The sequence below is a fragment of the Pseudomonas lini genome (assembly GCF_964063345.1).
Classification (GTDB): Bacteria; Pseudomonadota; Gammaproteobacteria; order Pseudomonadales; family Pseudomonadaceae; genus Aquipseudomonas; species Aquipseudomonas lini_B.
This window is the reverse complement of the sequence record NZ_OZ061318.1, coordinates 5,653,693-5,666,592: the sequence shown is the minus strand read 5'-3', so window position 1 is coordinate 5,666,592 and position 12,900 is coordinate 5,653,693. Positions and strand designations below refer to the sequence as shown.

The window sequence follows — 12,900 nt, the reverse complement described above, 5'->3', positions numbered from 1 at the left end:
ATGAACCTCGACCTGCTCAGCCGCCAACTGATCGACCGCTTCCAGCATGGCATGCCGCTGTGCGCGGAACCTTACAAAGAGATGGCGCGGATTCTCGGTTGCCGCGTGGCCCAGGTGATGGCTTGCCTGGAAGAAATGGATCAGGCCGGCACCCTCTCACGGATCGGCCCGGTGTTTGAACACAGTCGCGCCGGGGCCAGCACCCTCGCCGCCCTCGCCGTGCCCGCCGAACGCTTGCAACAGGTCGCCGAGCACGTCAGCCAATACCCCGAGGTCAACCATAACTACGCGCGGGAGCATTTCTACAACCTGTGGTTTGTGCTGACCGGCCCCGATCGCCAACACATCGAACGCGTTCTCGAACAACTCGAGAAAGACACCGGCCTCATGCCGCTGGATCTGCCGATGTTGACCGCTTACCGCATCGACCTTGGTTTTGCCCTGGGAGAAAGCCCATGACGCCGGGGTTGAGTCCCAAACAGGCACTGGCGCTGCGTCGGCATCTGGAAGGCGGATTGCCGCTGGTATCGCGTCCCTATCAGGCCCTTGCCGAACGGATAGACACCGACGAAAACCAGGTGCTCGCGCAAATGCATCAGTGGCATGAGCAAGGGCTGTTTCGCCGGATCGGCCTGGTGCTCAACCATCGCGCGCTGGGTTTTACCGCCAACGCCATGCTGGTGCTGGATGTTCCGGACGCGCTGATCGACGAAGTCGGCCAGCGCCTGGGGCGAGCGCCCGGCATCACCCTCTGCTACCAACGGCCGCGGCGTCTGCCGCAGTGGCGCTACAACCTGTTCTGCATGGTTCACGGGCGCCAACGTGAGCGGGTCGAAGCGCAGATCCAAACGTTGCTGGAAGAACACCTGCTGAGCGACCTGCCCCACCAATTGCTGTTCAGCACTCACGCGTTCAAACAGTGCGGCGGCCGCTTCGCACCCTCGCCAACCGGAGCCCCTACCCATGGATGACCTCGACCGTCGGTTGATCAACCGCTTGCAACTGGGCCTGCCGCTGGTGCGCCACCCGTGGCAGGCACTGGCCGCCGAACTGGAGAGCAGCAGCACCGAACTGCTCGACCGCCTCCATGATTTGCTGGAAGACGGCATGCTCACGCGCTTCGGCCCGATGTTCGACATCGAACGCCTGGGCGGCGCCTTCACCCTCGCGGCGCTGGCGGTACCGGAAGAACGTTTCGACGAGGTCGCCGAGCAACTGCACGCCCTGCCTGAAGTGGCGCACAACTACCGACGCGAACACGCCTGGAACATGTGGTTCGTGCTCGGTTGCCCGACCGAACAAGGTATCGCCGAGACCCTGCAACACATCGAAACCCTGACCGGCCTGCCGCTGCTCAACTTGCCCAAAGAGGAGACCTACCATGTCGGTCTGTACTTCCCGGTCTGAAGACACCCTGGCTCAGCGTCTGATCGAGTTGACCCAGGCCGGCCTGCCATTGCTGGACGACCCGTGGGCCTGGCTCGCCGAACAGCTGGAGCTGAGCATCGAATCCACCCTGGATTTGCTCAGGCGCTTGCAGACCGAGGGCGCCATCCGGCGCATCGCCGCCGTCCCCAACCACTATCGCCTGGGCTATCGCTACAACGGCATGACCGTCTGGGATGTGCGCGACACGGACATGCCGCGCCTCGGCGCGCTGATCGGTGCGCAGCCCTTCGTCAGCCACTGTTATCGACGCCCACGACGAACCGCGTGGCGCTATAACCTGTTCGCCATGGTTCATGGTCGCAGCCGCGAGGAAATCGACAGCTACCGCGAACACCTGCGCTACTTGCTGGGCGACGCCTGCGCCGCCGACGAGATGCTGGTGAGCAGCCGCATCCTGAAGAAAACCGGTTTGCGGCTACCGCCAGTGCCACGCTGAACACGCGTTTGCTCAAGGAGATTTGCATGTTGAGGATCAGCCAATACCTGCGTGCCCTGACCGGCCAGGCGCCGGCCCCCAGAACCAGCCCACCGGGCAGCAACCGGCCGCCGGTGGTGATCTGGAATTTGCTCAGGCGCTGCAACCTGACCTGCAAACACTGCTACGCCACGTCCGCCGACAGTGTCTTTCGCGACGAACTGGATACGCCCGCCGCGCTGACCGTGATCGACGATCTGCACGATGCCGGGGTGAAGGTCCTGATACTTTCCGGCGGTGAACCGCTGTTGCGCGACGATCTGTTTGTGCTCAGCGCCTACGCCCGCGACAAGGGTTTCTTTGTGGCGTTGTCCACCAACGGCACGCTGATCAATGAGCAGAACATCGCAAAGATCCGCGCGGCGAATTTCGACTATGTCGGGATCAGCATCGATGGTCTGGAGGCTACCCATGATGCATTCCGCCAACTCAAGGGCAGTTTCGCCAGTTCCATGCGGGCAATCCGGCTCTGTCGTGAACAAGGCATTCGCGTCGGCCTGCGCACTACCCTGACCCAAGAAAACCATCAACAACTGCCCCAATTGCTGGCGCTGATGCGCGAGTACGACGTGCAGAAGTTTTATCTGTCGCACCTCAACTACAGCGGTCGCGGCAAACGCAGCCGCAAGCTCGACGCCCGGCAGCAGATGAGCCGCGAAGCGATGACGCTGATCTTCGAACAGGCCTGGGAAGACATCGAGCACGGTCGCGACAGCGATTTTGTCAGCGGCAACAACGATGCCGATGCGATTCTCTTGCTGCAATGGGTGGGCCTGCATCTACCCGAACATTACCCGCGCCTGGAACACATGCTCCGGGCCTGGGGCGGCAACGCCTCGGGCAGCGGCATCGCCAACATCGACAACACCGGCGAAGTGCACCCCGACACCTATTGGTGGCAGCACTCGGTGGGCAATGTCCGGCAAACGCCCTTTCGCACGCTCTGGCTGGACCAGCCGGACGCCTTGTTGCAGCAGCTGCGTGTGCATCCACGCGTCGTCGGTGGCCGTTGTGGCCAATGTCGCTGGTTGAACATCTGCAACGGCAATACCCGCACCCGCGCCTGGGCCGAAGGCGACCTCTGGGGCCAGGACCCCGGTTGCCACCTCAGCGATGAAGAAATCGGTATGCCGCCATTAATGACCATCCCTTGCGTCATGCACTGAAACACCCGCCTGGCGAGCCATCTGGCAAAGGATGGGGCCGGCCAACCTGATGAAGAACCAAGGACGTCCCATGCACCCATCGATTGTTTTACCGGCCGCACTTGCGTCTCCGTTCAGACCGGGCGAAGTGGCTCTGGTCGGCGCCGGCCCCGGTGATCCACGCTTGCTGACCCTGCGTGCCTGGAGCCTGTTGATGCAGGCCGACGCCGTGGTTTATGACCGCCTGATCAGCCCCGAGCTGCTGACGTTGATCCCCCTCACCTGCGCCCGGCATTACGTCGGCAAGGCCAGCGGCTGCCACAGCCTGCCCCAGGAACAGATCAACGAACTGCTCGCCGACCTCGCCGATTCGGGGCAACGCGTAGTTCGGCTCAAGGGCGGCGACCCGTTCATCTTCGGCCGTGGCGCCGAGGAACTGGAGTATCTGCTGCAACGCAATATTGACTGCCAGGTAGTCCCGGGCATTACCGCCGCTTCCGGCTGCAGCGCTTATGCGGGCATTCCGCTGACCCACCGGGACCTGGTCAACTCCTGCCGCTTCATCACCGGTCATTTGCAGCGCGATGGTGAGTTGCAATTGCCGTGGAGCAGCCTCGCCGACAGTAGCCAGACCCTGGTGTTTTACATGGGGTTATCGAACCTCGGGATTATCGCCCAGCGCTTGATCGAAGCCGGAATGGCCGCCGATACACCGGCGGCGCTGATCAGCAATGGCACGCGTCCCGACCAGCACGTTGCGCGAGGCATGCTGCACCAGTTGCCAACCCTGGCGCTGGATTGCCCACCGGGCATTCCGACGCTGACGGTGATCGGCAAAGTGGTCGATCTGTTCGCGACCCAACAGCAGGAATACCCGGCGCGTTTTTACCCCGCCCCAATGTTGCAACGCCACGGCAAGGTGGCGATATGAGGCGCATGCTGCTTGCCCCCTTGTTATGGATCGGTGCAGCCCATGCCGGTGCAGCGCTTCCATCCTCCGACGCGGCCGCCGACCTCTACCAACAACATTGCCAGCGCTGCCACGGCGCCAACCGTTTCGGCGGCACGGGGCCGGCCTTGCTGCCGGAAAGTCTGAGCCGGATCAAACCCGATGAGATCCGCAGTGTCATCCAGAACGGCCGCCCCGCAAGCCAGATGACCGGGTATGCCAACGTGTTCAGTCCCGCACAGATCGACGCGCTGGTTGATTACCTTCAGCAACCACCCGCCACCCCGCCCACCTGGAATAACGATGACATTCGCGGCAGTCATTCCCTCCTCGCCGATATCAGCAAACTGCCCGACACGCCCCAGCACGGCGCTGATCCGCTGAACCTGTTTGTGGTGGTGGAAGCTGGCGACCACCACATCAACATCCTCGACGGCGATCGTTTCGAAGTGCTGGCGCGGTTCGCTTCGCACTTTGCAGTGCATGGCGGGCCGAAGTTCTCGCCGGATGGACGCTTCGTCTACGTCGCCTCACGCGATGGCTGGGTCAGCCTGTATGACTTGCACAACCTGAAGCTGATCGCCGAGGTCCGCGCCGGGCTCAATACCCGCAACCTGGCGGTGAGCAAGGATGGCCGCTGGGTGCTGGTGGGCAACTATCTGCCGGGCAATCTGGTGGTACTCGATGCCCGGGATCTGTCGCTGGTCAAAACCATCCCGGCAATCGGCCAGGACGGCACCGCGTCACGGGTCAGCGCGGTCTACACCGCGCCGCCACGAGACAGTTTCATCGTGGCGCTCAAGGATGTGAAGGAAGTCTGGGAGTTGTCGAGCGCCGGCACACCGGACTTTGAACCGCGCCGCATCCAGGCCGAGGATAGGCTGGACGACTTTTCCTTTTCACCGGACTACAAGCAACTGCTGGCCACATCACGCAAGGCCAAGGGCGGCCAGGTGATCGACCTCGACAGTGGCAAGGTGGTCACCGACATACCGCTGCCGGGCATGCCGCACCTGGGGTCCGGAACCTACTGGAAACGTAACGGTGAGTGGGTGTTCGCCACGCCGAACATCAGCAAGGGACTGATCTCGGTCATCGACTTCAAGACCTGGACACTGATCAAGGAAATTCCGACCCTGGGGCCGGGCTTCTTCATGCGCAGTCACGTTAACTCGCGGTATGCCTGGACCGACGTGTTCTTCGGGCCCGACAACGATGCGATCCACCTGATTGACAAGCAGACTCTGGAAATCGCCCACACCTTGCGTCCGATGCCTGGCAAGACGGCCGCCCACGTTGAGTTCACTCGCGATGGTCGCTACTTGTTGCTGAGCGTCTGGGCCACCGATGGCGCGTTGATTGTGTATGACAGTAATACGCTTGAGGAGGTTAAGCGCATTCCGATGAACAAGCCGTCGGGCAAATATAACGTGGGGAACAAGATTGAGTTTGTGGAGGGGACTTCGCATTAGGGCTTGGGTTTGGGCTTGGGTTTGGGTTTGGGTTTGGGTTTGGGTTTGGGTTTGGGTTTGGGTTTGGGTGTATATCCGTTTCTGCGGTAACGGCTTCTATTGGTTTCGCTTTTACAGCGAGTCACTTTCGAAAAGCGCGAAAGTAACCAAAGCGCTTCTGCCCCTTTCGTTCGGTGGCTCGCCTAGGCTCGCCATGCCCTCGCTCCGGTCCTGCTCCGTGGGCCCGCCGCCATCGGCCATCCATGGCCGGGGGCGGCTAACCCGGCATCCATGCCGGGTTGCCCACTGCGCAGAACCTCCTCTCGGCCTCTCGAGGGGGCGAGCACCGCAACAGCACTGCGAGGCGGCCTACCGGCCGGCCTTATTTCGGGTTGTGTACACCCTGATGATCGTTCCCACGCTCCGCGTGGGAATGCATCCCGTGACGCTCCGCGTCACCAGTGCGCAGGACTCAAGTCTTGCGTCGCGAGCGGAACGCGGAGCGTCCCCGGCGGCATTCCCACGCAGAGCGTGGGAACGATCAGTGTGGGAACGACTCCTGTTGCTTTGGCTGTTGCTTTGGCTCTGGCTGTTGATCTGGCTTTTGATCTTGACTTTGATCTGCCCCGTCGGAAGGCCGAACGCAGGTTCTGCGCAGTGGGCACCGCGGCAAGGATGCCGCGGTAGCCGCCCCCGGCCATGGATGGCCGATGGCGGCGGGCCCACGGAGCAGGACCGGAGTGAGGGTATGGCGAGCCACAGCGAGGCACCGTACGTCAGGGGCCGAAGCGTTTTGGTTACTTTGGCGCTTTTCCAAAGTGACCCGCCGTAAGGGCGGAACCAATAGTAGTCGTCACCGCAGCAACGGATATGTACACCATCAAAACCTAGTCGGCTGTCAGGCCGCCATCGCAGGCAAGCCAGCTCCCACAAGGCTCCGGGAACATCCGCAAAATTGTGAGTTCACCCATCATCCCAAGGTATAACCGTTATCAACTTTCCAGTCCTGCCCATAGACACCCCGTGCGCCTTGGGACAGTTGAAAAATAATCACATTGGCCACCGCCGACGCATCGAGAAAATGACCAGGCAGCAGACGCTTGCCAAGGGTATCAGCGACGTCATCAAGCTCACCGTCGCTCAACCCCAGGCTGTCCCACATCGAGGTCGCGGTCGGTCCCGGCGAGACCAGATTGATGCGCACGTCATAACGCGCAAACTCCACCGCCAAGGTGCGCGCCTGAGCCGCCAGCGCGGCCTTGCTGGCAATGCAGGCAGCCAGACCGGGAAAGCTCGAACCGGTCAGGAAACTACCGACAAACACCACCGAAGCCGGGTTCGCCAACTCACCGCGCAACGCCGCCAGGGTATTCAGCGCCCCGGCACCGTTGACTGCCCATTGGCGCTGGAAGGCCGGCATGTCCAGGCTGTCGGCCATTTCGGCAATGCCCGCGTTGGGCACCAGATAATCCACCCTCCCCAGCGCCGCCGCCCGCCGGGCCAGCCCTTGCAGGTCTTCCTCGCACGTGACGTCCCCGGCACACCATTGCAGCCGTTCACCGTAGATCTGCTGCAACGCTGGCAATTCACCGACGGTGCGTGACATCGCCAGCACCTTGACCCCACGCGGCAACAGCGCGGCGCACAACGCCAGGCCAATCCCGGAGCTGGCGCCGGTGATCACCGCCAGACGATCCTGAAACTCGGTTTGCATCATGTTCTCCTGGGCATCGTTAATGCCAAGCACTGGGGACGTTGTGAGCCCCTATCTTTGAACAGACACAGAAATACCGACTTGACGGCGATCAGATTTTCTCGATGACGCCTCGGATAATCGGCCAGCTCAATGAGTCGAGTGCGACATCGCTGCCTGCTGCTGAAGCACCGCCTGATCGATCTCGCTGAACCGCAGCACACGACCGCCCTGGTCGGCGGCCAGTTTTTCCGCAGCCTGCTGGCTGGAGAAAGACGCCAGCACTACACCCATGGCGCCTTTGAGCTGGGTGCCGACCACGTAAAACGCATCCTTGGCATCGATCAGATGGGCATCATTGGGGGCGTTCCACGGACTGCGGCCCATGTCGTGGACATACAACCGGGCCTCGCCATGATGATTTTCCGGTTGCAGCCACCAACCGATCATCTCCGCCGTGGAGCAGAATTTCTTGATGCCGCTGCGCTCGACCACTTCGCCCTTGGGCCCGGGGAAGCCGTCGATGATCATGCCGCAAACATGGCATTCATCACTGGGATGGAAGGCAGCGGCGGCGTCGCTGTAGGTGGCTTGCACCGGTTTGTCACAGGCCGCCAGCAGCAGACAGACCATCAGGCCCGCCACGGCGCGTACCGTCGTCGAATACAGATTACTCATCGTCAGATGCTCCAAAAACCAAGGTGTGAATTCATGTCGCCCGTCGACGGAACAGCAACCAGGCCAAGCCCAAAGGCACCGCCACCCATAGCAACAGGCACAACCAGAGCATCGAACCCGGTACAGGCAAATCGCTGCCCAGGGTCAGCACGCCAGCGCTGCCGGCGCCGGGCTCGAAACCGGAAAGATTGATCAGGCGATAGACATCGGCGGGGTTGAGCAGCAGTAACCACGGCAGCACCTTCGGGTTGAACTGCCCTTCGCTCAGCACCAGCAGTGCCAACAGCGCCAGGTCGAACACCAGCACGAAGAAGAACCACACCCCCAGCGCCAGCCCGGCGGCGGTGGATTTCTCGGCAGACACACTGCTCAGCACATAGGCCAGCCCTAGGAAGCCCCAGCCCAGTAACGTCGACGACAGCATGAATCGTCCAAACGCCCAGAGCAGCAGGTTCAGTTCGACGTCCTCCACCAGCACCGCAATCGCGAGCATCGCGCAGCCGAAACCGATGAGGGTGGCCATCGCCAGGATCAATCCGTGACCGACGAACTTGCCGAGCAGAATGTGTCCGCGCCCCAGCGGATAGGTCAGTAACAGCAGCAACGTGCCGCTTTCGTCTTCGCCGACGATGGCGTCATAGGCCAGCAGCAAGGCAATCAGCGGCATCAGGAACGTCGCCAGACTGGCCAGGCTGGCGATGGTGGCAGGCACCGAGGTGAAGCCCAATTGCCCCGAAGCCGCCGCCCCCAACCAGGCGATGCCGGTCGCCAACACAGCGAACAACAGGCTGATCGCCAACAACCAGCGGTTGCGCAAACCGTCATTGAATTCCTTACGAGCCATGTTCCAGATCGGGTTCATACGGTCTCTCCACTGGGGGTCGCGCCGGCCCGGCCCATGTAATAGCGGTAGATGTCCTCCAGGGACGGTGGATCGATTTCCACGTCGGCCGGCTCGTGCTCATTGAGCAATTGGCGCAACAGGTCCAATTTGTTGCCATTGAGCGCAGCCACTTCAAGGCCCTCCACGCCCCAGCGCTGGGTGATGTGCCCGGCGTTGTTCCAGGATCGCTGCAATGGCTCGGGGTGCTTGAGCCCATTGGCGCGAATCAGCGTCGGCAACCCGGCTTCCTCGCGCAAACTGCGCAGGCTGCCGAGGGCCAGCAGGCGCCCCTGGGTCAGAATCGCGGCACGGTTGATGTGCGCCTCGACGCCCGGCAATACGTGGGAACAGAGAATGATGCTGGTGCCCTGGCTGCGCAGCCGATCGAGCAATCGATAGAGGTCTTGAGTGGCGATAGGATCGAGGCCAACGGTCGGCTCGTCGAGCAGCAACAAGCGCGGCTCGCCGAGCAAGGCTTGCGCCAGTCCCAGGCGCTGACGCATGCCCTTGGAGTAGGTTTTGACTCGTCGATGTGCCGCGTTCGCCAGGCCTACTTCATCCAGCAGCACGTCTACTTGCGCGGGCGCTGCACCTTTGAGTCGGGCGAAATGACGCAAGGTCTCCTGGCCGCTCATCTGCGGATAGAAGGTCACGTTCTCCGGCAAATAGCCCAGCAAACGCCTTACGTGCGGATCACTGGGCAAGCGGCCGAATACCCTGACCGAACCTTCACTGGCCTGAAGCAGGCCGAGCACCAGTTTCATGCTGGTGGTCTTGCCCGCGCCGTTATGCCCGAACAAGCCCAGCACTTCACCTTCGCCCAGGCTCAGGTTCAACTGATGCAACACGGTGGTGTACCCATAGCGCTGGCTGACGCCTTCCATGTCGATGACGTTCATGCGGTGGGCTCCTGGGTCAGGGGTCGTGTGGTGGGATTCATCAGCGGATGGCTGTCCAGGACGCCCGGCGATTTCATCACCGGAAAGGCCCGTTGCACCCAACGCAGCAATTCGATCCCGGGGCTGTTCATCAACAGCCGCACTTGCGGGTACAGCCACAGCAAGCGGTCGACGTTGTCGTTAGGTTCATAGGCGATATCGCCCAGGCCATCGTTGTTGCGATCCCAACCCAGGTAATCGCTCCAGTAATTGCCCCGGCCATCCGCCGACCATTCCTGCAAGCGGGTGGCGACGTATTTGACCTGCCGTTGGTTGCCGACAAAGGCGTTGTCGGCGATGCGGTTGTCTTCGGAGCCGGCGGTGAGGTGAATGCCCACGGCGCTGTGCTCGAAGTGGTTGTGTTCGATGCTGTTGAACAGCGAGTTGTAGATGAACAGCGCCTTGCCTTCGGCGCCGCTGATCATGCTGTCGCCGGTCGAGCCGTCGCGCACGTCCGTGACGAAGTTGTCGCGCAAGGTTGAATAGGTGATGTAGTTCATCAGGATGCCGTAGTTCTGATCCTGTTCGGAGCGGTTGCCGATCACCGTGAGCTTGCGGCTTTGCATCAAGGCGTAGCCGGTACGGGTGCGGCGCGTGGTGTTGTCGATCAGCCGGTTGTCGTTGGCGAACATGTAATGCACGCCGTAACGCAGGTCTTCCAGGGTGTTGCCCTGCAGCAAGTTGCCGTTGGAGGTGTCGATGTAGATGCCATCGCGGGTGTCGCGCACCTGGTTGCCGATGACCCGGGCGCCATGCACCGCATACAGATGAATACCGTTGCCGCGATCCTGGGAGCGCAGCGCCGGATCCCCCTGGATGCGGTTGTCGATCAGACTCGCATCCTGCGTACCGTCGACCCAGATACCGAAACCCTGGCCCTGCAGGCGATTGCCTTTGATCACCGCGCCACGGGCCTTGGGCTGGAGGAACACCGCCGCATTCATGGCCGTGAGGTCGTGCCCCCAATCCAGAAAGGTACAGCCCTCAATCCGCACATCGGGCGCGCTGACGATCACCCCGTTGCCCTGCCCTTGCGCCTGAAACACCGCGCCGGGCTCGCAAACAATTTGCATCGGTTGATCGACGCTGAACGAGCCACGGTACTCGCCCGCCGGCAGGTGCCAGCGTTGTTGCGCGTCAACCCGCAACGGCAACGTGGTGATCGGTTGCACCGCCGCCAGTGCGCCGCCTGATATCAACAGGAGCACAAGGGCAATGGCCTTCACCGGACTTTCCTTGATATCGGTCATCGGCCTGCTCCCGTTGATTGGCAACCGTCAGGCTCGCTCGACCTTCATGCGGCCGACCATTTCCATGTGCAGCGCATGGCAGAACCAGCTGCAGTAGTACCAATGCAGGCCGGCCTTGTCGGCGGTAAAGGTGATGGACGAGGTTTGCTGCGGGCTGATCTCCATGCTGGCGCCATGGTTAGTCATGACGAAACCGTGAGTCACGTCTTCAATCTGGTCGATGTTGGTGATGGTCACGGTGACCTCGTTGCCCTGCTTGACGGTGAACTCGGTCAGACCATAGGCCGGCGCCATGGACGTCATGTAGACCCGCACATGATTGCCGTCGCGGATGACCTTGTTGTCGGTCTCCAGGTTGATCCCGTCTTTCTTGGCCAGCTCCACGGTGGCGGCGAAGAACGGGTCGTTGCGGTTCCAGATCTTTTGGGTCTTGATCTGGTCCCGGCGCGCCAGGATGCAATCGTGAGGTTCGGCAAACGCAGGGCCGTCATGCACCAGCTTCATCTCTTCGCCGGAGATATCGATCAACTGGTCATTTTCCGGGTGCAGCGGCCCGGTCGGCAGGAAGCGGTCCTTGGAGAATTTGCACAACACCACCAGCCACTTGCCATCCGCTTCGCTGGTTTCGGTCAGCGAGGCGTGGTTATGGCCGGGCTGGTACTGCACGTCGAGCTTCTGCTTGATGTAATTGACCTTCTCGCCCTTGTAGGCACGTATCGCTTCCTCCATGTTCCACTTCACCACCTGGCTGTCGATGAACAGCGTGGTGTAGGCATTGCCGCGACCGTCGAAGGTGGTGTGCAAAGGGCCAAGGCCCAGTTCCGGCTCGGCGACGATAACCTCGCGCGGGTCCTTGAATTTATCGGCGAACAGGTCGTCCAGCCGGTCGATGGCGATCATCGAGACCGTCGGCGACAGCTTGCCGTTGGCAATGAAGTACTTGCCATCGGATGAGGTGTTGAGGCCGTGGGGGTTCTTCGGCACCGGGATGTAGCGAGTGAATTCGGAATCCTTGCCGTCGGTTTTACGACCGTCGACCACCGGCACTTTCGAGTCTTCCAGGGTGATGAACTTGCCAGCCTTGATCGCGGCCTCGATGCGCGGGATGTTGAACACCACGACCCAGTCGCGCTCATTGCGCATCATGCCGCCAAGGTCGTAAGCCTTCTCCGAGTTGTAGCAGGTGGACGCGGCGTACTTGCCGGTGTAATCGGCGTCGGAGTTGTCCAGGTTGCCGTCGACGATCACCTGGAAGGCCATCTCCATTTTCTCGGCATCGATGGCGTTGAACATGGTGAAGCTGTTCTTGTCTTGCAGGTCGAAGGTGCTGCCGTCATTGGGGTGCGGGATGACGAATTCGGCATTGGCGAACACGTACTTGGTGTAAGGCACTTTTTGCAGACGCAGGCCGTGAATGGCCTGCACGTTCGGCACGGTGAGAATCTTGTCGCACTTCATGATGTCCAGGCGGATGCGCGCGACACGGGAGTTGGCCTTGTCGTTGATGAACAGGTACTTGCCGTCGTACTTGCCGTCGGTCATGGAGATATGCGGGTGATGGCAATCGCCATTCTGAAACTTTGCACTGTCGCCCAGGATCCGCTTGCTTTCGTTGGTCAGGCCCCAGCCGGTGGCCGAGTCGACGTTGAACACCGGAATACGCATCAACTCACGCATCGACGGCACGCCCAGCACTCGCACTTCGCCCTGATGACCACCGCTCCAGAAGCCGTAGTATTCGTCCAGCTCACCGGGGCCGACATGGATTTTCGCCTGCGCATCCTTGACCGCTGCCGCCCACGACTCGCGGCTGAACACTGCGCCGCCCAACGTCGCGGCACCCGCCAGCACCGCACCGGTGACGGCACTGCTGCCCAGAAAACCGCGCCGGCTGAGTCCGGTCTGTTCCTCTTCCTGCATGGCTTTTTTGGATTCTGTGTCAGTCATGTTGCGTACTCCTTGAAGAGATAAAACGGTCACTGCGCACAT

Annotated in this window: 13 protein-coding genes; 7 read left to right on the top strand and 6 right to left on the bottom strand. The window is 61.5% G+C overall.

Annotation, left to right across the window (positions count from 1 at the left end; all coding sequences use genetic code 11):
• The 7 genes from AB3226_RS25895 (at nucleotide 1) to AB3226_RS25865 (ending at nucleotide 5,490) form a co-directional block, all read left to right on the top strand.
• Nucleotides 1–459, top strand: a complete 459-nt coding sequence (locus AB3226_RS25895; protein ID WP_052964440.1) for an Lrp/AsnC family transcriptional regulator — start codon at nucleotides 1–3, stop codon at nucleotides 457–459.
• Nucleotides 456–971, top strand: coding sequence for an AsnC family protein (locus tag AB3226_RS25890; protein WP_367375177.1), 516 nt, complete (start codon nucleotides 456–458; stop codon nucleotides 969–971). Before AB3226_RS25895 ends, AB3226_RS25890 begins: the two co-directional genes overlap by 4 nt.
• On the top strand, nucleotides 964–1,407 hold the full coding sequence (locus AB3226_RS25885; protein ID WP_367375176.1) for an Lrp/AsnC family transcriptional regulator: 444 nt from the start codon (nucleotides 964–966) through the stop codon (nucleotides 1,405–1,407). The genes AB3226_RS25890 and AB3226_RS25885 overlap by 8 nt, the downstream gene beginning before the upstream one ends.
• Nucleotides 1,382–1,885: a nitrite reductase gene (locus AB3226_RS25880; protein ID WP_367375175.1), complete on the top strand. Its 504-nt coding sequence runs from the start codon at nucleotides 1,382–1,384 to the stop codon at nucleotides 1,883–1,885. The genes AB3226_RS25885 and AB3226_RS25880 overlap by 26 nt, the downstream gene beginning before the upstream one ends.
• Before the next feature lie 26 nt (nucleotides 1,886–1,911).
• The gene (gene nirJ / locus AB3226_RS25875) at nucleotides 1,912–3,090 is read left to right on the top strand and encodes a heme d1 biosynthesis radical SAM protein NirJ (RefSeq protein WP_367375174.1); all 1,179 of its coding nucleotides are present in this window, start codon (nucleotides 1,912–1,914) and stop codon (nucleotides 3,088–3,090) included.
• A 70-nt stretch (nucleotides 3,091–3,160) separates the two neighbouring features.
• Nucleotides 3,161–4,000 carry a uroporphyrinogen-III C-methyltransferase gene (gene cobA / locus AB3226_RS25870; protein WP_367375173.1) on the top strand — a complete coding sequence of 280 codons (840 nt, stop codon included), beginning with the start codon at nucleotides 3,161–3,163 and terminating at the stop codon, nucleotides 3,998–4,000.
• Complete coding sequence (locus AB3226_RS25865; protein WP_367375172.1) at nucleotides 3,997–5,490, top strand: cytochrome D1 domain-containing protein; 1,494 nt, start codon at nucleotides 3,997–3,999, stop codon at nucleotides 5,488–5,490. Before cobA ends, AB3226_RS25865 begins: the two co-directional genes overlap by 4 nt.
• Before the next feature lie 949 nt (nucleotides 5,491–6,439).
• Here AB3226_RS25865 and AB3226_RS25860 read toward each other — a convergent pair.
• From AB3226_RS25860 to nosZ, 6 genes are all read right to left on the bottom strand, one after another.
• Nucleotides 6,440–7,183, bottom strand: a complete 744-nt coding sequence (locus tag AB3226_RS25860) for an SDR family NAD(P)-dependent oxidoreductase (protein ID WP_367375171.1) — start codon at nucleotides 7,181–7,183, stop codon at nucleotides 6,440–6,442.
• 129 nt (nucleotides 7,184–7,312) lie between these two features.
• Nucleotides 7,313–7,840 (bottom strand): nitrous oxide reductase accessory protein NosL, encoded by a 528-nt coding sequence (locus AB3226_RS25855; RefSeq protein WP_367375170.1) that lies wholly within the window; start codon nucleotides 7,838–7,840, stop codon nucleotides 7,313–7,315.
• Between the two features lie 31 nt (nucleotides 7,841–7,871).
• On the bottom strand, nucleotides 7,872–8,702 hold the full coding sequence (locus tag AB3226_RS25850; RefSeq protein ID WP_367375169.1) for an ABC transporter permease: 831 nt from the start codon (nucleotides 8,700–8,702) through the stop codon (nucleotides 7,872–7,874).
• Complete coding sequence (locus tag AB3226_RS25845) at nucleotides 8,699–9,622, bottom strand: ABC transporter ATP-binding protein (protein ID WP_367375168.1); 924 nt, start codon at nucleotides 9,620–9,622, stop codon at nucleotides 8,699–8,701. Before AB3226_RS25845 ends, AB3226_RS25850 begins: the two co-directional genes overlap by 4 nt.
• Complete coding sequence (locus AB3226_RS25840; protein WP_367375167.1) at nucleotides 9,619–10,911, bottom strand: nitrous oxide reductase family maturation protein NosD; 1,293 nt, start codon at nucleotides 10,909–10,911, stop codon at nucleotides 9,619–9,621. The genes AB3226_RS25845 and AB3226_RS25840 overlap by 4 nt, the downstream gene beginning before the upstream one ends.
• 27 nt (nucleotides 10,912–10,938) lie before the next feature.
• Nucleotides 10,939–12,858 (bottom strand): TAT-dependent nitrous-oxide reductase, encoded by a 1,920-nt coding sequence (gene nosZ / locus AB3226_RS25835; RefSeq protein ID WP_367375166.1) that lies wholly within the window; start codon nucleotides 12,856–12,858, stop codon nucleotides 10,939–10,941.
• Nucleotides 12,859–12,900: the final 42 nt, after the last annotated feature.